This is a genomic window from Burkholderia sp. 9120 (genome assembly GCF_000745015.1).
GTDB lineage: Bacteria > Pseudomonadota > Gammaproteobacteria > Burkholderiales > Burkholderiaceae > Paraburkholderia.
The window spans coordinates 231,297-253,310 of the sequence record NZ_JQNA01000001.1; the positions used below are offsets into that span (position 1 = coordinate 231,297).

At 65.0% G+C, this 22,014-nt stretch carries 9 protein-coding genes; 2 read left to right on the plus strand and 7 right to left on the minus strand.

What is annotated here, in order from left to right; translation table 11 throughout:
• Positions 1 to 32 precede the first annotated feature (32 nt).
• Positions 33 to 1,688: a type II toxin-antitoxin system Phd/YefM family antitoxin gene (locus FA94_RS01030; protein WP_051980251.1), complete on the minus strand. Its 1,656-nt coding sequence runs from the start codon at positions 1,686 to 1,688 to the stop codon at positions 33 to 35.
• 222 nt (positions 1,689 to 1,910) lie between these two features.
• Here FA94_RS01030 and FA94_RS01035 point away from each other — a divergent pair, with 222 nt between their 5' ends.
• Positions 1,911 to 2,738, plus strand: a complete 828-nt coding sequence (locus tag FA94_RS01035) for a hypothetical protein (protein ID WP_035546018.1) — start codon at positions 1,911 to 1,913, stop codon at positions 2,736 to 2,738.
• A gap of 233 nt (positions 2,739 to 2,971) precedes the next feature.
• On the opposite strand, the gene FA94_RS01040 is transcribed toward FA94_RS01035, so the two are convergent.
• The 5 genes from FA94_RS01040 to gspF form a co-directional block, all read right to left on the minus strand.
• Complete coding sequence (locus FA94_RS01040; protein WP_035546020.1) at positions 2,972 to 3,973, minus strand: FecR family protein; 1,002 nt, start codon at positions 3,971 to 3,973, stop codon at positions 2,972 to 2,974.
• Positions 3,974 to 3,984: 11 nt separating this feature from the next.
• Entirely contained in the window at positions 3,985 to 4,533 is a 549-nt protein-coding gene (locus tag FA94_RS01045; protein ID WP_035546023.1) for an RNA polymerase sigma factor, read from the minus strand.
• 6 nt (positions 4,534 to 4,539) lie between these two features.
• Positions 4,540 to 5,295 (minus strand): secretin and TonB N-terminal domain-containing protein, encoded by a 756-nt coding sequence (locus FA94_RS01050; RefSeq protein ID WP_035546026.1) that lies wholly within the window; start codon positions 5,293 to 5,295, stop codon positions 4,540 to 4,542.
• A 174-nt stretch (positions 5,296 to 5,469) separates the two neighbouring features.
• On the minus strand, positions 5,470 to 6,003 hold the full coding sequence (gene gspH, locus FA94_RS01055) for a type II secretion system minor pseudopilin GspH (RefSeq protein ID WP_156126481.1): 534 nt from the start codon (positions 6,001 to 6,003) through the stop codon (positions 5,470 to 5,472).
• Between the two features lie 9 nt (positions 6,004 to 6,012).
• Positions 6,013 to 7,230 (minus strand): type II secretion system inner membrane protein GspF, encoded by a 1,218-nt coding sequence (gene gspF, locus FA94_RS01060; protein WP_035546028.1) that lies wholly within the window; start codon positions 7,228 to 7,230, stop codon positions 6,013 to 6,015.
• A gap of 354 nt (positions 7,231 to 7,584) precedes the next feature.
• Between gspF and FA94_RS01065 the strand changes: the two genes are divergently transcribed.
• Positions 7,585 to 8,892, plus strand: a complete 1,308-nt coding sequence (locus tag FA94_RS01065; protein WP_035546029.1) for a substrate-binding domain-containing protein — start codon at positions 7,585 to 7,587, stop codon at positions 8,890 to 8,892.
• Between the two features lie 207 nt (positions 8,893 to 9,099).
• Here the strand turns inward: FA94_RS01065 and FA94_RS01070 are convergent, their stop codons facing one another.
• A complete protein-coding gene (locus tag FA94_RS01070; protein WP_081935627.1) occupies positions 9,100 to 21,771 on the minus strand; it encodes a filamentous hemagglutinin family protein in 12,672 nt (4,223 codons plus the stop codon).
• Between the last annotated feature and the right edge of the window lie 243 nt (positions 21,772 to 22,014).

Genomic DNA, 22,014 nt, shown 5'->3' on the forward strand with positions numbered 1-22,014 from the left:
TAACCTGGCCTAACCTGGCTAGCGGTTTCAATTCAATGCAGATCGCTGACCACGGTCTCGCCGTTCATCGGCACCAGCGACGCATAGTCGATCGACAATCGGTCGAAATTCGTTTCGCGCACCTGGCCGATTAACCGGTTCCAATCGTCGATGGATACCAGCAACGCGACCGGACGGTTGTATTTCGTCACCATCACGAGAGCATCGCTGGCATGACGTAGCGCGCGCGACGGATTGCTGCTGAAGTCGCGCGTCGCCATCGCGATGGTGCGTAGCCTTGAAAATCCCGCCGCCGCCAGCTCCGCGTCTTCGCGCAACAGATGCTCGAGTGTCGTCGCGAGCAAACGTGCCTGCGATTTCGCCGATACCTTGTGATCGCGGCGCTTTCTGCGCATGCTGCGCGGATCGACATGCACCGCAAGATGACGGGCGATATCGCGCAGCGCCGCATCCGGAAGCCGGTCGTAGCGCCGCCAGTTGTCGGGCGGCAGCGCGATCATCATGCCGCCGTACGCGCCCTCTATGCCGCTCGCCATGTGCAGCGGCAAACGCTCGCTATCGCGCTCGTCGAGATCGAGCGCATTTTTCACGACGCCGATCATCGCGCTGAACACGTTGTACGCCAACGCGACGATGCCCGCCGCGAGCGGCGTCGCCCGCGACGCGATGACGCCGAACGCGGCGCCGTCGCAGACGGCGTCGAGCGGCAACGGCAGCGTGTCGCGCCACGCGCGGGTGGCGAGCTGGACGATCTGCGACGCGTCGAGTGTCGTTGCGGGTGCGTTCGTCAGGATCGCGACGCGTTGCGGCGTACCGCTTTCCGCGTCGATCCGATGCCATTCGATACGCCGGAACACCGGCGACGCGCCGCACTCCGTGGGCATACCGATCGGTTGCTCACAGACCGACGCGCCGTCGAGCCAGCCCGCTTCGCGGGGCTCGTCGAGCGCGCGATACGCGGGCGTACAGCCATGTTCCTGCACGACGAACAGACTGCCGTCGCAGGGCCAGCCGGACAGAATGGCGGCCGGATTGAAATGCCCGTCGAGAATCCACAACTCACCCGGCCGAACCGACTCCACCAGTTGCGCGGCAAAAGCCCGCTCGTGGACAAAGCCGCGTTCGTAGGGCAACAGATCGACGATCAGCGCAAGATCCGGGTCATAGACCGGCAGCACGCAAGGACCGTCCACCGCGCCCGGCTGAGTATCGGCCGGAGCGATTACGTGGACGCAGCCCGCCGGTCCCGGCATGCAGCGCATTCCGGCCGACATCGAAACACCATCCAGCACGCGCACCCGCAAATCGCCGGGCGATTGCGACCGTTTCTCCGTGCGCCGATGCGCGACCGGCAGCAATAGTCCCGCGCTGTCGCGCACCAGAGAACGGCCCCATTGCTGGCGTACGCGACTCATGCGGTCATGCAACGCGGTCAATTGCGCGGCGGTTTCTTCGGGCGCTTCGGGGAACGTTTCGCGCGTGCGGTGCTGGCGCGCGGCGATCTGCGTCATCGCCTGTACGGTCATGGAAAGCAGCAATTCGCGCAGCGGTTCGCCATCGCTGTCCGGCTCGTCTTTGCCGAGCGGATCGTCCAGCGACTCCGCGTGCAGCGCCCACTGCATTACCAGCCGCGCCATTACCGCCATCGGGCTATGCTCGACAAAGCGTTCCATGACTGTGCGTATCAAAGGCCACCTCGTTATCGTTTTGACAGACCGTGTCCAGCGTTCAGGTTTGCGTCGCTTGCGGAACGAGACTCACGGTCTTCGCCGTTCACGCGCAATCCGTGCCGCTCCTGTCGAACCGCTTGACGAACTTTTTCCGACGTTGGACCATCGAATGTGACGAGAAAGGGGCAGGCTGTCGCAACGTCGCGTCAGCTCCCCCGACGGCATCCACAAGGACCCGCCATGTTTGTCGACCCGCGCGTAGCGCACGGCCGAGCCAGATACGATCTGAACCGATCCCCGCGCCTGTTCGCCGAAGAACGCCGCTGGGAGATTAGCGACGTCGTCACGACCAGCCTCGACAACTTCACGGGCCTGCGCAACCGGCGCAATCTGCTCCGGCTGCTCGAACGCCAGGTCGCGCCGAAACTCGCGCGGCTTGGACTCGAACCCTACGTCGGCGCGCTCGGACAAACCGAAGGCCTGTTCGTCAACTTCTCGACCATGAGCGCCGAACACGGGCTGCGTGAATTCCAGTTGCAATTGAGCGTGCCGGATCTGGTGTTGCGCAGTTTTGCGTCGAGCACGATCCGCCCGCATGCGGTCGCACGCTGCATGCAGCGCAACGGCGTTACGTCGCTCGCGGAGATCGAAGCGGAAACCAGCGCCGCGTTCGTGCTGGCCCGCGTGATCCGTCCGCTCGCGCTGGCCGAAAACTGGCGGCAGGTCGGCGTGCCGACGGCCGCGGGTCTGTTCGTCGGCGCGTTGAACGACAGCAACGACATCGGCCTGAACACCTATATCCGCCCCGCAACGAGCGACCGCGACTCCCGCTGGGATCGTTTTGCCGCGCTGTTCGCCACGATGCCGCCGTGGCGGGCCGAGCAGATTCGGCAGGGTAGCGATCTGTTGCAATGGATGGTCAACCATATCGTGGCCTTGCAAAAATCCGCCTCGTTCGTCGAGCGTTGTCCATTTCTGCTTGAGCCTTATCGCCACGTTGCCGATCCCCTCAGTGCCAGTTGGGATGCCGCGCGCGCCGACGGCGGCGGCGATGCGGCAGCCTCGTGAGCGCCGCGGCTCGATGCCGAAAAATGCGGCCTTCTTAAACTAGGTCGAAGCGAGCCGCGCTAACCCGCAGATTTTCTTTTTAAGCGTCGATGAAGATCGGTCGCGCCCACGAGCGTGCCGACGCGTGCGTGTCGTGGTTACGCAGGCTATGAGAAATGAATAGATCTGTAGCGCATAAAAAAGCGGGCGCGATGGCCCGCTTCTACGTTCTACGGCGCGGGTTCAGCCCAAGCTCAGCTCAACAGAACCAGATTCCCCGGCAAGCGCGTGATGCGCGCCCCGTACAGGCGCCCAAGCAGATCGATCACATCGTCGAGCCGCGTAATCGGGAATTGCGCCTGCATCCGGTTCTGCCCCAACGCCGGATTTCTGAGAATAATTTTGCCCGGGCGGTAGCGATTGATTTCGTCGACGACCTCGGCGAGCGGCACGCCGTTAAACACCAGCACACCGCGCCGCCACGCCACGAAGCCACTCGGATCGACGCGCGAAACCGGCTCGACCTTGCGGTCGTCGTAGACCACCTGGTCGTTGGCGCGCAACGTAAGCCGCGCGCTGGGATGGTCGAGCGCGAGCGAACCCGACAGACAGGTCACGCAGACCGAGCCGCCGCCGCGACGCACATTGAAGCGCGCGGTGACGGCCTGCATGCGCCCTTTCCCGGCGACGACAGTGACCTGCCGCAACAGCGCGTCGCCCAGCGCCGTCGACGCCTTCGCGTCGATCTCCGCTTCGCCCGCCAGCAGATCGATCCCGCGCGTGGCGGCCTGGACCGGCAGCACGTCGAGCCGCGTCTGCGTATTCATTTCGACCACGACGCGATCCGACAGCACCACGCTACGTTGTTCGCCGGTGCCGGTGCGATAGTCGGCGGCGAGGTCGGTGAGCGACGGCCACAGTTCCAGCGGCGGACGCAACGCGAGCCACGAGGCCCCCGCCGCCACCGCAAAGCCGACGAACGCGCGACGCCCCGTGCGCACCGTTTTATCGCGGCGCGCTTCGGCTAGCCATTCATCGTTGGCGGCCGCCGGGCTTTCATCGGCCAGCTCGGCGGCCGCCGTACGCAGCAGGTTCCACGTATCGCGCAGCAATGCCGCAGTCTGCGGATGCTCGGCGCTCCAGCGCTGGAAGGACTCCGTTTCGGCACGGCTCATGCTGCCCGAACGCAGGCGCACGAGCCACGCCTGGGCTTCCTCCAGGGCGTGGTCCGCGGTAACGGCCTCAGCTTTCCTCATCGTCGGGATGTTCAAAATTTACGTGGCCCACTGCGTGAATCCGTGTACGGGTCGCCAGCTTCCTGCATACGCTGAAGACAATACTTCATTGCCGCACTCAATTCACTCTCTACCAGCCTCAGGGAAATCCCGAAACGTTCGGCGATTTCGCGATTCAACTGGCCATCCACCCGCGCGGCCAGCAGGATGGCCCGACGCCTGGGCGTCAGGCCGCGCAACACGTCTTTCAGGCTATCGATCTTGCGGCGCGCCGTCAGAATCCGCTCGGGATCGGCCAGTTCGTCGGGCACGCCGAGCAGCACGTCGACGTCGTCCTCATGCGCATGACGGCGCTCGTGGCGATGCTGGTCGATCGCGACGTTGCTCGCCATGCCGAGAATATACGCGTCGGCATTGGCGACCTGGGTGGACACATTCGCCTTGTCCAGACGCAGCCAGGTTTCATGCAATGCGTCGGTCGCCCCTTCTTTCGATCCTGTGATGCGCTCCAGCCGCCTGACGAGGTACGCGTAGCGCGTGGCCAGGATCTGTTTGAGTTGGGTGCGGCTCGTGTCTGGCATAAGCGCCTAGTTCCGACCGTCTGTTGTTGCTGTTGTCGTCGGGCAATGCAGATGCACACCGTTGCCGGTGGGCCGCAGCAGAATCGTGACGGGCTCGGGCAAGCTGCCCGGCGGCGGCGAATCGAGTCTCAGCGAACGCAGCGCGCGCACGATGGCCGCGTCACGCGAAGCCTGTCCACTTGAAGCGACCATATTCACCGCCACCACTGCCCCCTTATCGTCGATACGCAACTGTGCCGCCAGCCGGTAGCCACCCGGCATGGCGGCAGGCAGCGCGCACAGGACCTGGGTCATGCGCGCCTGCAACTGCGCGGCGTACGCTTGCGCGTCGGCGTCGTCACCGAGTCCGTCGACCGGTAATGCCGGGTTCGCCGGCGCCTCCGCCGCGACCGGCGACGCCTCCGGCGCAACAGGCTGCGCGACGATGATCGCCTCGTCCGTACCGGTGAACTCGGCCTTCAATCCGGTTCCCGCGAGCACCCTCTCAAGTGCTTCGCGCGGCGAATAATCGCCCTCAACCGGCGCGCTCGTATGACCGTCGAGCAGCGGCGCGGGCGCCAGCACGATCAGCTCGGTGGTCCGCGCAAAAGCCTGCAAGGCCTGCGCGAGCGGCTGGGCGGGCAGCTCGAAATGCGCCGCACGGCCGGACGGACGGCTGGCCTCTCCCGCGTCCTGGGCCTTGGCGCAACGCATGACGAACGCCAGCAACAGCAGACATGCAGTCAACGCCAGGACACCGGTCGGCGCCCGTGAACGTGTCATCTATCAATGCCGGAAATGTTTTGCACAGGACTTCGGCGCAGCGGCCCAGAGCCGCCCCGAAGCAAGCGAACATCGCATCGTAGGGAATCACTGTGACACTTAGGTGAATCCGCATAAGGGTGCGGTTTGGATCGACGTGCCATGCGTGCGGGTCCGGAGTCGGACCCGGCGATTTCAGGGGCGTCGCACGACGAAGTTGCCGATGCCCGTGCCGACCACGAGTAATCGCACGCCCTCCGACGAGAGCGTGATCGTCACCGGGACGCCGATGCTTTCATCGCCGAACACGACGCGCGATACCGGCTCGTTGCTGCCGGTGTAGCGGACCGACACGCCGGTCACTTCGGTCGACCAGCGATGCGGGCCGAACAGGTCGTCCGCGACGGGTTTCCAGGCGCCGTCTTCGGTGCGCCGATAGAACCTGTAGCCGCCCGCGATGGGTTGCCACGCCATCGGCGACGAGCGGACCTGCGCTTCGTCGCCGGCGGATTCGAGCAGGCTCGCGAGGCGCTGCGCTTCTTCGGCGAGATGGGTGCGGCGGTTTCGCGAAGGCGCCAGCGTAACGACCGCGACCAGCAGGCCGACGATCAACAGCACCACCATCATTTCGAGCAACGTGAAGCCGCGCTGCGTGTGACGAGCCGGGCGCGTGAGCCGTGTAGCAGCGAGAGGCCGCGCAATGTGGCCAGATTCGATCCGCCGTTGCATTCGCATCGCTCACTGCACCATGTTGTTCAACTCGATGATCGGCATCATCACCGCCAGCACGATCACCAGCACGACACCACCCATCGCGAGAATCAGCAGCGGTTCGAGCAAGCTGGTCAGAAACATCGTGCGCCATTCGAGTTCGCGCGACTCGCCGTCGGACGCGCGGTCGAGCATCGTGGTCACGTCGCCGGTCGCTTCGCCCGAGCGGATCAGATGCACCAGCACCGGCGGAAACGTCTTCGTATTGCCGAGCGCGCGCGACAGCGACGTGCCTTCCCTCACGCGCACGATCGCGTCCTGGATATTGGCGAGCATCGCGCGATTGCTGAGCGTTTCGCCGGCCGCCTGCAAGGCTCGCAGAATCGGCACGCCGGCTGCGGTGAGAATACCCAGCGTGCTGGCGAAACGCACCGTGTTGTAGCCGCGCACGATCCGTCCTGCGAGCGGCGCGGTGAGCAGCCAACGGTCGAACGACAGACGCGGTCCTGGCCGCGCAAGCACACCGCGCACGATCCACACGAGCACGCCGACCGCGATGAGCGTCGCCCACCACCAATGCCGCACGTAGTCCGACAGCGCCAGCATCGCCACCGTCAGAAACGGCAGCGCCTGCTTCGTGCTGGTGAACACGTTCGCCACTTGCGGCACCACGTAACTCAGCAGGAACGTGACGATGCCGAACGCGATCAACGTGACGACGGCCGGATAGGTAAACGCGAGCAGGATCTTCTGCTTGAGCGCGTTGCTTTGCTCGATGTAGTCCGCGAGACGCGACAGCACGATGCCGAGCTTGCCGGTATGTTCACCCGCCGCGACCAGCGCGCGATAGATGTCCGGAAAATCGCGCGGATGCTGCTCCAGCGCATTCGCAAACGAATGCCCGCCGATGACTTCACCGCGAATCGACGCCATCAGTTCGCGGATGTAATCGCGTTCGGCCTGTTCGCTGAGCACCGAGAGCGTTTCGTTGAGCGGCAGACCCGCAATCAGCAGACTCGCCAGTTGCCGCGTGAGGATGGCCTGCTCGCGCTGCGACAGCTTGCGCCCCGCGCCGAGCCGCCGGCTGCGCTCGCCTTGCAGCCGCGACGTGGCCAGTTCGACGACCAGCGGCGTGAGCCCGAGACCGCGCAACTGGGTGCGCCCGGCGCGCGCGCTGTCCGCTTCGAGTACACCCTTCAGCGTCTTGCCTGCCAGGTTGATGGCTTCATAGCGAAATGCCGACATGACACTCTCCTCCGGTTACGCGCAGCACTTCTTCAAGCGATCTTCAAGCGATGGTCCGGCAAAGAGTAAGCAGCGAACAGGATCAGAATTGTGACGAATGGTGGGCTAACATTTTTGGCGTTTCTGCTATTGCGGCGGTGTGGGTGTTTTTAGATTTTTCGCACATAAAACGCCTATACGTCATCTCTCCATACGGGTATTGGTTTCCCTAAAGGAGGCCGAAATGTTCCGTACCATTCGTTATTAAAAATTCACGAGATAAGCACGACGTTCATCCTAAAGTAGCTGCGCGGTCAACGACATAGTCCGGCCGTATCGGCAGCCCCTCTCTTTTTCTTCGTGCAAGGAAATCTCATGAAATCCAGCAAGCGCAAGATCTGTCAAATTCTGGCTCTCGTCCTGTCGGGCGTGGGTGCATCGGCTGCAATGGCGGTTCCCGTGGTTCAAGGCGGCGGCTCGTCGCTCGTGGCACCGACGATCGGTGCAATTGGCCTGAGCACCACCGAAATCGGTCTGTTCGGCACCAGCGAAGGTTCGTTCACGTATTACTCGGTCGGCTCGGGCGCCGGTCAGAACGCGTTCCTCGGCAATCAACCGACGTTCCTGGGCACGGGCGTGACGGGCACGGTCGACTTCGCCAACAGCGACGCAGCGCTGAACACCACCCAGATCACTTCGTATCAGGCCGGGCTGGCCAGGACCAGCGGTCCGCTGATCCAGATTCCGTACATCGTCACGCCGATCACGATTCCGCTGGTCAACGCACCGGCCGTGACGAGCACGACGACGCCGCAAACCACGCCGGACCAGGCACACAGCATCGCGCTGAACGACGACGATTTGTGCGGTATCTTCTCGGGCAATTTCACCGACTGGAGCCAGGTCACGGATCCGGAGAAAACCACGAAGTATCCGGCTGGCGCGATCAAGGTCGTGTACCGCGCTGACAGCAGCGGTACGAGCGAATTGCTGACGCGCCATCTGGCGGCTGTCTGCGCCACGTCCAGCGCGACAAAACCCGGTATCACGTTCGTCGACTCGCTCACCTTCGCAGCCTCCTTCCCGAGCGGCGTGCCGTCGAATTTCGTTGGGGCAACAGGTAGCGGCGGCGTCAAGAGCCAGTTGACCTCCTACCTCGCGGCCGGTACTGCCGCAGTGGCTTACCTGAGCCCGGACTACACGAACACGTTCCTTGCACCGTCGAGCTCGTCGGCTTCGTCGCAGCTCCAGGTGGCGAGCCTGCTGAACGCGAAGAACGGCTTGTACTACGCGCCGACGGCTGGCAACGCGACGACGGCATTGTCGATCGCCGCGCCCGGCACGAAGAACGCCGCATCGCAACCGGCCAACTGGGTGCCGATCGCGGGCGCGTCTTACACGGCCAACGCCAACCCGGCCTCGGGCTATCCGGTCTCGGGTACGAGCCAGATTCTCGTGAGCCAGTGCTACGCCGATCCGGCCGTCAAGACGGCCGTGCATGACTTCCTGAACAATCACTACACGAACTCCACGTTCGCCACCGTGATCCGCGGCAACGGCTTCGATACGGTTCCGTCCAGCTTCCAGACGGCGATCTCGAACGACTTCCTGAGCAACGCGAGCGGCTGGAACCTCGACATCGGCAACGCGAGCGTTTGCACGGGCACGATCACGGGTCGTTAAATTTTGCTCGCAGTCTGAATACCGCGGAAGTACTTTAGAAACCGCGTCCCCGGGAAACCGGAGACGCGGTTTTTTTATGCCGCGGATCGCGACGCCGCTCAAATGAAAATGGCGGCAATCGCCGCCATCCTCGTGCTCAACTTTCGCCCCCATCAAACCTGAGCTGCACGCCAACCAACCTCGGTCAGCGCGCCATCCTTCCTGTTTCTATATTTTTCCCAACCGTTCCCGTTCCTGCGCACTAAGCACGGCTTGCTGAGTCGGCCCCACCTGCCCGAACCCCACGATCGACACCGCGCTGGACGAGTCGTATCCAACCTGCTCGCGCTTGCGCTTCCTGCCGTCGTCCGTTGCGTCGCCGAAGCCTTCCACCTGGACGGAGATCGTCCAGCGTCGCTGGCCGACACCCGACGCATTGTTCTTCACGAGGTCCTGCGCCAACTGGCTCGCCGCCGACGCCGCCGAACTCGCGGCGGTCAGCGCACCCGTGTTCACGGCCTGTCCAACCGGCACGCCGAGCGACGTCCCCTGCACCTGAATGTTGTCGGCGTTCGCCACATGCAACGCCGCCACGTTCAGGTTGCCCGACACGCGAATGCCCGCGTCGCCCGCATCCACCGTGCCGCGCGGCGCGATCAGATTCGCGTTGCCCGTCGGCGAGCCCGGCACTGACTGCAAGGTCGCGATCCCGGCTCCTGTCACCTCGCCGCGCGCGTCGACCGTGCAGTAGTGGTTGGCGTCGCACACGTATTGCGGCGCCGGCGTATCGGCGGACGACTTCGCGCCCTTGCCCGCGTTGATGTCGCCGTTCGAACTCCAGATTGTCAGGTCGCCGCCCTGCTCGGTAAAGATACGGCTCTGCGCGAGCAGCACGCTCTGGTCGGTGAAGATGTCGATATTGCCCTGCTCGAGCGTCAGGATGCCCATCGACCCGGGACCGGCTATCACCTTGCCGTTGCTGTCGATAGCCTCGGGAGGCGCCGTCGTACTGCCTACCAGCGCCTGACCGCCGGGACCGAGAATGGAGATGTTGCCGCCCTGCTGCGTCTGAATGGTCGTGCTGCGAATGTCGAGGTTGCCGGTGCTGACTGCCTTGTTCGCGCCGTTGCCGCCACCGGCCAGATTGTTCGCCGTGTAGCCGAACGACGCCGGGAACAGCGTGTTGATCGCCTCGTAGCCGCGCGCGTATTTCTGGTAATAGGGGCTGGCGGGATTGTTGTAGTCGGTGCCGACCTGGGTCAACACGCTGAACAACACCTGCTCGGCGAAAAGCTGCTGCACGTACGACGGCAACGCCTGATACTGCTTCCATGCCGCGCTCGCGGACAGCGTGCCTACGCTTTTCTGCGCAGCATCCTTGTCAGCCTGCAGACCCGTATCGACGCCAAGGCCCGCATCGTACTGCTGCATGAACGCGATCAGCGCCGGCGTCGCGCTGGACACCCCGGCTACTGAACTGCCGGGGGCGATATAGGTCGAGACGAACGTCGACAGGTCGACACCGGGTCCAACACCGAACAGCACGTTGATGTCCGCGCTCTCGTGCGGCAGATTGGGATTGTTCGCGTTGCCGACCGCCTCGATCCCCGACCCGAAAGTCGGACCCACACTGCCGGCCTGAGACGCCGTGGTCAGCGGACCCATGTTTCTGCCCGCTTGCACGTCCAGGGTGCCCGGGCCGCCAAGGATCAACGCGGGCACCACCTGCACGGCGCCAGGCGATTGATAGCTGGTGTCGTAGATGTCACGGCCCGCCACGATACGCGTCACGTCCGAGCTGCGTAGATTCTGCCCCTGGAACGCCAGATTGACGATGTCCTGGCCTGCCTGAATCAGTGTCGCCTTGTCGGTTGAGATCGTAACGAGCTGGTTGTAGAAACCCGCGGTGGTGCCGGTCGTATCGAGAATCCCGTTGACGATGCTGCCGTTCAGACTATAGATGCGTGCCGGCGTCGTATCGTCGGCGTGCACGGGGCTGGTTGCGTGAGCAGCCGGCTTTGCCGATGGCTGCGTCGGCGACGGCATCTGCGCCGGATCGGCGTCTCCCATGCCGAACTGGGAGGACAAGCCCGCGGAAAAAGTCACGCTCTGATCGGCGATGAGGTTCAACTGCCCTACCGCGGACGGATACAGCGAACCGCTTGCCTGCATGCCGATACTGCCGTCGAACGCCGTCACGTTGAGACTGGCCGGCAAGGTGAAGATCGCGCCCGTCAAATAGCCAAGCAATCCCCCCATCGCGACGTCGCCCGTTGTCGACAGGATGTTCACCGCGGAGGTTGCCGAATACCCCTGGCTGTCCGCGTACTGTTTGTAGTTCGACAGACTTCTGCTACCCGTCTGACTATTCGGCGCGGTAAATGTGTTTGAATAAGACGGATCGAGCACCGAGCCGATATTGATATCTTGCCGCGCCGTTACGTTGAAAATTCCGTCCTGTAGTGCGAGCACGGTCGGCACGGCGATGGGTTTCTGAAAGTCGGTTTGCGCAGCGACGGTAATGTCCGAGCCGATGCTGCCGCCCGCAACGATCGTCCCGGTTCCTTTAGCAACGAAATAGTCGCCGCTCAGAATGTTGCCGCCCGCGCGCACCGACAGATTGCCGCCGCCAACCGTGACCGGGGCGCCGTTACCGTTCAGATACCACGTCGTCGGCAACGACACCGCCAGGTCCGAAATATTGCCGTCGGCGCTGATCGAGACGTTGCCCCCTACGCTCATCACACCCTGGTCGAACGCGCCGAAATCGATCGATGTCCGGTTCAACAGGGTCGTAATCCCAACAGTCGACGCGGTCCGGCTCGCCGTGATCTGCATCCACTGCCACCAGAACTGACCCATGCTGCTGCCGGCGACACCGGTCACCAGGCCTTGCGCGTCCGTGGTGTATTCGGCCGAGTTGATATCGCCCTGCGCGTAAATCGTGATATCGCCGGCGGAATCGGGGTTCACGGCCGGCGACACCAGAATGTCGGGATCCCCCGCACCGCCGCGCACCACGGCGCCATTGCCCGTCACCGCGGGCGCACCTGCCGCCGGCGCTCCCGCCGTATAAATCACGCCGGGTACGACCATCACGTTCGGGTCGTTCTTCGGCGTCGCGCCCGGATCGAACAACGACACACCATTGCCCGCGGCGACGTCGATGCCGCCCGTCCCGGTGCGTATCATCGTCGGCACCAGCAACACGAGGTTGTCGGGGTTGTTGGGATTGGTCGAATTGGCGTACGCGAAGTAGCCGCCCAACGTCACGTTGCCACCACCCGCGAGGGGTATCCCAGCGGCCTTCGAAAAAACCGGCGCGGCCTGCACGGACAGCGGATCGGCGCTCGACAGGTCGGCGCCCGCCACGATCCGGTAGGAACTGCTGGAACCGCCGTTCAGGCTCGCGGAGAGTAACGGCAACGCGTTGCCGACGACCGCGACCGGCGACGGCGAGTTGTCGGTCGGCGCGGCCGTCACCAGGATGGGTTGAGTAATGAGTTGCGCGAGCGTCGCGGGCGGCGCCTGCAACTGATCGATGTGCGGCGTCGCGTTCGGATTGGCTTGCACCCATTGCGCAAGCTGATTGCGATAGGTTTCATAGAGCGCAAGGTAGCGGGGATAGGCGGTGGAATCGTCGTGCTCTTCCTGAGCGGTCGGTGCCGCTACACCCAGTACCGGCTGACCGGTCACCACAGGTGCCTTCTGATTGGCGGGTTGGGCGCCAAGGAAGATGTACTTCCCGTTGGCATCCTGTGACGACAGGTATTGCGCGTATTCCTGGTACATCCCGTAGTACTGTGCAATCTCACCGGTGTCGCCCGAGGTCCAGTTGATCGGCGCCGTCAGGCCAAGGTAGGCGTAGTTGGCGAGGATGTAGTTGAATTCCCCGAATGGGGTCGTCGCCCACTGGTTTTCCGTATTGGTGTAGGACGACGCCGGCGGGATCGGTGCGGAGACGCCGTTGCCCACCGGGTTCGCAATCTGGAAAAAACCGTCCGTCAGACTGGCGTTGACCTTGACGTTGTTGTCGGCCCGGAAGGTGATGACGGGTGCCTGCCCTTCGAAGCGGAAGGCGAGATTCGTCGGCGACGTACCCGCCCCGAGGTTCCAGTTCGTCAGAATGGAGATGTCGCCGTTGTTGATCGCGGTACTCGGATTGTCCAGCTCGATGCCCGGCACCACATGGAAGTTCGCGATGCGGGTCCCAGCGAACTTCGCCGCCACGCCGCTCACGCCGTTTTCGACAAAGTTCATCAGCGTGCCGGGCCCGGCGACGCTACCGTCGCTATTCATGACGTAGCCGTAGAACGACTCGTGATCGGCATTCGCCGTCGTGGGCTTGAAGAAGTACTGGGACTGATACTTCGCCAGCTCGTCGGGAGTCGGATCGGCCAGCGCGTTGCCGCTCTGATCGGTCCAGGTGCCCGCCACCATGCCGGGTTGTCCTGCGCCCGCCACGCTGTTCCCATACCAGCCCGCCGGATCGACGATACCGTCGAAGTGCTGCGCGCCCGTGCCTGGATCGGTCGTACTCCACACCGCGTACGCTTCGAGATTCACGCCGCGCGCGCCCTTGATCTGCGCGCCGAGTTGCAAGGTCACGTTCACGCCGCCGTTGTCCAGCAGCGGCGCGCGGAAGTTGACCGTGCCGCCCGACAGCCCGGCCGCCGTGCCGCCCGACACGTCGATGAGGGCGTTGCTGCCTAGCGTGATCAAACCCGAGTTCGCCGCCGAAATGTTCTCGTAGCCGTACGTCGGATTCACCGTCACGGTGCTGCCCGGCGTGCCGATCGTGTCGATGATCACCGTACCGCCGCGTTGCGTCGTGCTCGACCCCGTCGCAATCAGGGAACCCTCGACGTCGACCCCGCTCTTGCCGTAAAGACCGATTTGCCCGCCGGCGATTCCCGATGCGTTGATAGTGCCGAAAATCTGCACCTCGCCGTTGTTCGGATCCTGGCCGCCGGCGCCGCCATTCGCGGTCAGCAGCACCTGGTGCGCCGTCAACGTGTTGCCAGGCGACAGCGTGAGGTTGCCCGACTTCGTCTGAATCGCGATCGCGTTGTTCACGCCGCTCGAGGCCAGCGTCTGCGCGAAACTGTCCAGGTTGACCGCGCCGCCGGTGTCGAGCGAAATCGAACCGCCCGCATAACCGCTCGCCGCTCCGCCCTTCAACGTCCCATTCAGATTCACGCTCTGCTGCGGCGCCGACAGCGTCAGACTTCCCGCCGCGCCGCCGCCTTTCGCGCCCGAGAAGTCCAGCGTCGAACCCGATTGCACGTCCAGCGCGCCCACGTCGGCGGTCAGTGCGATCGAGCCGGCCGGCGCGTATTGCGTCACGTCGAAGAACTGCTTCGCCGCGCCCGCCGCGCTCACCGTCGAGCCCGTGCCGATCGTCAGGTCGCCGCTCGTCGCTTCGAGCCCCACGTTGCCCGCGGCGGCGGCGATCGTCGCGCCGTTGTCCGCAATCGTGCCGCCAATGAGATGCCACGCGCCGCCAACGCCCGTGCGCGTCAACGCCGTACCCGCCGCGTTATTCAGCGTCAGCACGCCGGTCGTCTTCACGGTCGAGGCTGAACTCGTATCCGCCAGATACACCGGCGCATTGAGCGTGACCGGCAACGCGCCGAAGTCGAACGTGCCGGTGTTCTGCCCGACGATGCCGCCTTGCGCATTCATCGTCGCCGCGCCAAAGCCGCTGACGATCTTGTCGCCCGTGCCGAAGTCGATCTCCTTGGCGTTGACCGTGAGCGTGCCGCTACCCGCCGTCGCGGCCGGCGTCGGCGCGCCGGTCTCGTTCGTGAACGCGATCTGCTGTCCATTGAGCACGACGTTGCCGCCGTCGCTCGCGAACGTGCCCGCGCTCAGGTCCACGCTGTTGCCGAACGTCGCGTTGACATTGCCGACGAAATTGATCGCGCCCGCGCTGCGCAAGATCACCTGCTGCGCGTTCGCGAGTTGCGCGAGTCCAGCCGGATCGAGCACGAAACCCGGCAGGTTTGCGGCAGCCGCGCCGGCCTGATTCGTGAATGTGATCGCCGAGCCATCCACCGTGATGGCTTTCGCCGATAGCGTCGCGCTCGGGTCGACCTTGAGGTTGCCCGACGAATCGAGCGTCAGCGCCTGGCCGCCCGTGAGCGTCGCGTTCGCGCCGACCGCCAGCAAGCCGGTGCCGGTCGCGCCGGCGCGCGTCACCGTCGTCATTGCGCCGTTCGAGACACGTAAAAGCGAACCGTCGCCCGCGATCGCGATCGGCTGATCTTTCGCCGCCGGATAGCTGCCGGTCGCGGTGATCGCGCTGCCCGCATCGACGCGCAGGCCGTTGGCCGCGTTCGGATCGATACCGGCCGGGTCCGTCTTCGTGACCAGCAGAATTTCCGGGCCGCTCAGTGCGCTGCCCGCATTGTTCGAGACCACCACGCTATCGGCGAGCGGGTTGATCGTGATGCCGCTGGTCGTCGCGGTGCGTGTGCCGCCGATCAGCAGGCTGCCCGCGTTCAGCGAGTTGAGATCGGTCGCGCTGATCTGCAGATAGCCGGACAAGGCGGGACTGCCGTTGCCGGTGATCTGAATGTCCTGCGACGCGATGTCGACTTCCGCCGGCGCGCCGCCTTGTCCGGGCGCCGTGTTGAGCGTCGCGCCGAGCGTCAGCGCGCGCGTGGCGGCCAGCACCAGTTGACCGCCGTCGACCGGTAGCGGCGGCGTGACGTTGCCCTTGCCGGCCGCTAGCGTCGGGAAGAAGCTATTGGCGCTGGTCAGCGTGTATTGCGAGTACTGCTGCCACACCGGCCCCGACTGCACGTCGAAGAGCGTCGGCGTCGCGCTGCGGCTGCCCGTGACGGCGTTGCCGAAGTAGCCCGCGGTCATCACCGTGCCGTCGGCCAGCACGTTGCTGGAGTCGGGCGCCACGTTGCCGGTGGTGCTCGCCACCGTGACCCGATAGGCGCCAGGCACCGTCGCGTATTTACCCGGCAACAACGTGTAATAGCCCGGCGTCAACCCCGGCACGCCGGACAGATAGACCGACTGCCCGATCGCACTGCCCATGCCGGCCTGGCCGATACCGAGACTCGCCGTGATGGTGCCCACGGTGCCGTTGCCATTGGTCGACGGCTGCAGCGTTTGCGCGAAGGTCGGGTCGTAAGCGGACACGGGCGACTGCGCGCCCGGCAGGATCGCGTACACGTTCGACGCGCCCACGTTGACGGGCACCGCCACGCCGGTCGGATTGCTCGCGTAGCTGACGTTGTATTGCGACAGCACGTCGCGCGTGCCGCCCGTGCCAGGTATCCATTCGGCGGCCTGAAGATCGCCGCCGCCGGACAGGTCGATCGTCGCACCCTTGTTCAGCGCGACGCTACTGCCGTTCACGCCGATAAACTTCGACGGCGGCGCATTCAGATCGGGCGTCGTGTTGCCGGCTAACGGGTTGAACTGCCATTCCGTACCGTCGACTGTCGTGCCGTACGGAATCACGCTGTTGCCGTTCGATACCGACGTCACGCTGCCGTTCGCGAACGTGACCGAGTCGGTCGCGACGAGCGTCTTGCTGTTGAACTGGGTTTGCGTCGTGGCATTGGTGGGGTCGCCCACGCCGAATACCAGCGTGCCCGACGGCGCGCGCACCGTGCCGCCCTGCACGATGTTCGACGCATCCACCAGCAACGTGCCGCCCGCCGACAACGGCACGCCCGACGCGCCGTTCGGGACGAACGTGACCGTGGTCGGCGCCGGTTTGCCCGTGCTCGGGTCCGTGGGTCCGATCGCATCGACAATGAACGTGCTGGCGGTCGACGGATACAGATCCGCCGCCTTGAACGTCAGGTTGCCGGGCGTGTAGAGCTCGCCCGCCAGGAGCCCCAGGCTGACCGTCTGCGCGGCGTTGGTCGAACTCAGGCGGATGTCGCCGCGGCTCGTGAAGTTCGCCTGACCGAAGTTGTTCAGCTGAAACTGGTTCTCCAGATCGATGAACGACGCGTTCACGTTCAGCGTGCCGTCCGATAGCGTCGCAACCGGGGTGAACGCCGGCGGATTGTTTGCGAGCTTCGGGCCGACCAGCGCGACGTACGGCGCGTCGATAGTCACCGTGGTGCCGAGCGGATTCTGCGGCGCCCCGCCGAGCAGCGTCGTCAGCACCGGCGCGGGGGATGGATTGAGCGGCGTCGGTTGAATGGCCGGCGTCGACAGCAGCGTGGACAACTGGTCCATGCCTATCGCCGCGATCCGCCCCGAGTTCACGGTGACCGAACCCGGCAGCGTCAGGTTGACGTCGCCGGCGAACGCGACCGTCACCGGCGCGACGAGCTTTGCGTCACCCAGCACGAGATTCGCGATCCCCGAACCGTTCAGACGGTCGGCGGCGAACTGGATCACCCCGTTCGGCGTCCCGAGCGCCTGCCCGGTGGTCGGATCGATGGCCGTGTCGAAACGCTGTCCCGGCGCGAGGCCCTGCGGCACGAATTGTCCGTCCTGGCGCACGATCAGCGCGGTCGCGCCGGCCACCGTTCCCTTCGTGCCATCGTTCACATACACACTGGACGAGGCATTCTGCTGCGGCAGGATCGTCAGCGTGCCACCGGCGGCCTGATCGCCGCCTGGCCTGGCGTTGAGCGTGCCGTCGAAGAACAGCCCGCTGGCTGCCCCGAGCGTAATCGAGCCGGCATTGCTCCACACCGGCTGCGACGCGTACGTGCCGTTCGCCTGCAACTGGTCGAAGCTGGCCGATGTGCCCGACACGTCGATCTTCGAACCGGCCTGCGCCACCACGTAGCCGGAGTCGTCGGAGATCGTCACGCTACCGCCTGCGAGCACGCGGCCCGTGTTCGGCGTCAGCGTCGTCAAGCCGTTCTTCACGGGTGAGGCCAGCGGGTTGGTCAACGCGACGCCGGATACATCGAGCACGGCGTTGGATCCCAACCAGACCGATTGGGTCGGGCTCGTGAACGTATTGCTTGCGTATTGTCCCGGCAGTTCAAAGCTGCCCGTGGCCGAATCGCCGCTCAGCATGATCGAGCCGCCCGGCGCGATCAGCGAGCCGAGCACCGTCACCTGCGCGGGTGAGCCGAGCCCGATACTGGCGCCGGCATCGCCGACGATCGACGCCCCTGGTCCGACGCTCACGCCGCCCGTCACGCCGGCGTAAACCGGCACCTGGGCGACTCCGCTTGAATCGAGTCGGTGCCAGTTCGCGTAACCGCCCGCGGTCATCGTGAGGCTGGTCGCCTGGCGGTGATACGCGTCGAGCGGTCCCGGCGTGGTCAGCCCCGCGGCCGACAGACTGGCGCCGCTAACGGTGCGCTGCAATGCGACCGCGTCCGGGATCAGGTTCTGCTGGGTCAACCGGACCATGGCGCCCGGCGCCACGGTCGCGTCGTAGAAAGCGTTCAGCACGTAATTGCCGAACCCCTGGGTGGCAAAAAAATCGGTCGGCAGCACCAGGTCCCAGGCCGGCGCTTGCGCCGGATCGCCGCCGATCTGGAACCCCAGCGCCTGCAGCGTCAAGGTGCCGCCGCCCGCAAAACCGGTACTCCGGATGGTGCCGTCCATCTGGATTTGCCCCGCCACCGGCTGACTGGCAGGCAGGAATGGCGAGTTGACATCGCCATTGCCAAACGGGTTGCCATTTGCGGCGTAGGTCAGCAGCGACAGGCTCCCGCCCTTGCCGGCCGGGATGCCGTTCTGCGTCAGCAGTTGACCGTTGGCCTGCATCTCACCGCCGCCGGACACGTCGAGCACACTGCCCGGCCGCAGCAGGATCGAGCCGGTTCCGTCGGTCACCGTCCCGTTGATGTTCGCGCTATTACCGAGCGTCGACAGCGCGATGCTGCCGCCGTTGATGAACTGGCTGTTGCCCGGCGTCGTGCCCGGCGCGGCCTGCACGTCGTTGTTCACCCACTGGCCGGCCACGCTGATCAACGCATCGGGACCGACCGTGATGTTGCTGCCGGTGGTGATAGAGACCGTGCCCGACGGCACGATCAACTGGCCCGCCACCGTCGCGCTGCCGCCAGTCGAACCGTTGAGCTTCAGGGAACCGCCCGGCTGCAGCGTCAACTTCGTTCCCTCTGACACCAGAAAGCCTTTGCCGCTGCTCTTGTCGCCCGTGAGATCGACGTTCGCGAAGCCCCCTGCATTCAACGTATCGACCGGCACCACGATGGTCGCGAGCACGTTGTTCGGATCGGTGGCCGACAGTGCATTCAGCGCGGCCGGATTCAGCAACGTGTCGTATGAAAATCCCGGCGCCAGATCGTCCAGCTTCGGCGCGGCGTTCTGCAGGATCACCAGGTTGAATTCACCCGATGGGGCGCCGTCCCTGCCGTTCTGCGTCAGGCCGATCACCGCATTTGCCGTCGTGAGTTTCGGATCGACCCCGAGATTGAATGTGCCGCCGGTCGGTAGATCATTGCCCTGGGTCTGCTTCGAACCGCCGAACGCCTGCGCGGTGACATCGCCGTCGAGCACCATCGACTGCGACGCGAAAAGATCCAGCGTCCCGGCGTTGCCGCCCACAATGAACTCAGGCTGATAAGTCCCGCCGGTCTGCAACGGGTTGTACCAGGTTTTCGTCACGCCCCAGCGCGGGTGGTTCTCGGTGAACTGGCCGGCGATACCCACGAACGTATCGAGCGGACTCGCCTGGCCGATCGGCACGATCGCGCCGTTCGCGTCGACGAGGCGCGTGGTGTTCAGCATGCCGCCGTCGTAGTGAACGTAGCCGCCGTTCAGGTTCAGCGACGAACCGGCCGCCGTCATCACCTCGTTGCCCGATAGCATGATGGTGCCGCCGTTGGTGAGCAACTGGTCGACCGTGCGCGGCATGCCGTTCACGTAGCCGGACAGATTCAGGATCGGGCTGCCGACCCATTGCAAGCCATCGCCGCGCGTACCCGTGAGCGTGCTGTCGACCACCACGCCCTTCTGACCGAACAGGAAGCCGTCGCGCAGCAGCGCCGAGTCGGCCAGTTCGTTCTGGCCGATCCGGTCGATCGTGAGCAGGATGCTGGAGATGGGCAGTTCGACGTTCGCCAGACCGGAGACGTCGATCGTCGCGCCGCTGTCCAGGTAAATACGGCCCGGCACCGCGGTTTGACCGACCGGCGTGGCATAACCGACCACCGACTGGGTCAGCGCGTTGACGGACACGCTCGAGCCCGGCGCCTCGATCAGCGAGCCGCCCTGAAACCACACGGAGCCCGCGGTCATGGTGATGTTGCCGGCCGTGAAGACCGTGCCCGGCGTCGACGTCGCGGTCTGGCCATTGGCATCCGGCATGATTGCCGTCACGGAGTCAGGACCGAAACTCAGCAGGCCGGCACGGCCCGCGCCGCTGGCAACGCCCGCGCCGGCCGTGAACGGTCCGCGGCCCAGGTAGCCGGCGCTCGCCGGATTGTTCGACTGGTACTCGTCGACCGTTGAGATCGTGATGGCGCCCGGCGTATTGACGCTGGTCGTCACCCCCACCACACCGTTCTGCTGCACGTTGCTGCCGAGCAGGTTGACGTTGCCGCGCGCGGCCTGAACGATGCCGGTATTCGTCAACGTGCCGGCCGGCGTCAGATCGATCGTCTTGCCGCTCGCATCCGTCATGACGATTTGACCGCTCAATTCCGGAAGCAGGACCTGCGGGTTGGTCGTGGCGCCCACATTGGGCAGGAGGCTCACGCCGATGCCGGCCGCCAGCACCACCTGCCCACCGTCGGCCGTGATCTTGCCGCCGTTGTTCACATTGGGCGCGGCGATCATCACGAAGCCGCCGTCGCTCACATTGCCGTTGGTATGGGTCGTAATCGACGCGCCAGGCGAGATCGTCACGTCGCCCCAGCCCTGATACTGGCTCAGCGAAGTGAGCTGGATCTTGTTGCCCAGCCCCAACACCTCGTTCGGCACGCCGGTGTGGCCCACCACGCCGCCTGTCGTCGAGTTGCCCGACTCGGGATAGGCCAGACCGCCCGTGGTGCCCGCCGGCAAGCTCAGGAACTGCTGGTTGCTCGCGACGATGCCCGCGGCGTCCTGCGCGAGCGTGCTGTCGGTCACCAGCGGCACCTGTTTCACGAGCGTCTGGTTGTAGTCGTTCATGTTCAACAGATCGAGCGACGACGCCACCAGCGCGTGCACATTCACCTGCGACCCCGCGCCGAACAGAATCCCGTTGCGGTTGATCACATACACCGCGCCCTGCGCGTTGATGTTGCCGAGAATCTGACTCGGTGCGCCGCTCGGATCGACGATCCGGTTGAACACCGCCCAGTTGTTCGCGCCGTTCGTCTGCGTGCCGGCCGACTGATCGAAGTTCAGCGTGGTCTGCTTGCCGACGTTCATCGTCTGCCAGGTCAGCACCGCGTTCTGGCCGGTCTGCGTCACGTTCACGTTGACGTGGCCGCTGCTGTCGACGGTTTGCTGCGGCCCGTTCGCGTTGATCCACAGCAGCGGACTGGTCGAATCCGTGTTCTGACTGACGAGCGCGCCTTTGCCGTTGTTCACGAAGGTGATGCCCGGCGCCACCTGCAGGCCGCCAGGCGTCAAGCCGTTGGGCACGTTCGACACCGTCGCCGCGGCGGCCGCCGCTGCCGCGCTTTGCGCGGCGATCTGCGCCGCGATCGCCTGCGCCGCGTGACCGAGATTGCGAATCGACGGCTGGCTCGCCTGCAGCGCCTGCTGCGGCGACACGCCGAGATTCGGCACACCCGTGCCGCCGTAGCCGCCCGCGCCGCCCGCCGCGTTACGCGCGGTGGCTTGCCCCAGATTGACGATACCCGCGGCGTGCGCCTGGGTCGTGAATCCCGCCGCCAGGATCAGCGCGACGGCGCGACGCAGCGGCCGCACGTCGGCGATAAGGACAGTCTGCGAACGATACTGGTGTTGTTGTCGTGCTGCGCGCGCGCGTGCTGCCATTCTCCACCCCGAAACCTTAGAAGTTGACGACCCCGTCGCTTGCGCCCACTCTGGCGCCCACGTGAAGCCGCGAATGTCGATTACCCGAATTCCCGATTCTTCGATCTTTCGACCGTTCGCCGACCCCGCGTCGAACAGCCTGAATCCATCGAAAATACGGGCCGCGCGTGGCAGCGATGTTGCGGCTGTTACGCATCATTTGAGCCGCTTCAAATGGTCCGTAGCTTTTGCTGCTGTGGGCGG

Coding starts and splice junctions, on each gene's coding strand:
- FA94_RS01045 (WP_035546023.1), bottom strand. CDS start 4,533: ATGCCAGACACGAGCCGCACCCAACTCAAACAGATCCTGGCCACGCGC.
- gspH (WP_156126481.1), bottom strand. CDS start 6,003: ATGCAACGGCGGATCGAATCTGGCCACATTGCGCGGCCTCTCGCTGCT.
- FA94_RS01040 (WP_035546020.1), bottom strand. CDS start 3,973: ATGAGGAAAGCTGAGGCCGTTACCGCGGACCACGCCCTGGAGGAAGCC.
- FA94_RS01065 (WP_035546029.1), top strand. CDS start 7,585: ATGAAATCCAGCAAGCGCAAGATCTGTCAAATTCTGGCTCTCGTCCTG.
- FA94_RS01035 (WP_035546018.1), top strand. CDS start 1,911: ATGTTTGTCGACCCGCGCGTAGCGCACGGCCGAGCCAGATACGATCTG.
- FA94_RS01070 (WP_081935627.1), bottom strand. CDS start 21,771: ATGGCAGCACGCGCGCGCGCAGCACGACAACAACACCAGTATCGTTCG.
- FA94_RS01050 (WP_035546026.1), bottom strand. CDS start 5,295: ATGACACGTTCACGGGCGCCGACCGGTGTCCTGGCGTTGACTGCATGT.
- gspF (WP_035546028.1), bottom strand. CDS start 7,230: ATGTCGGCATTTCGCTATGAAGCCATCAACCTGGCAGGCAAGACGCTG.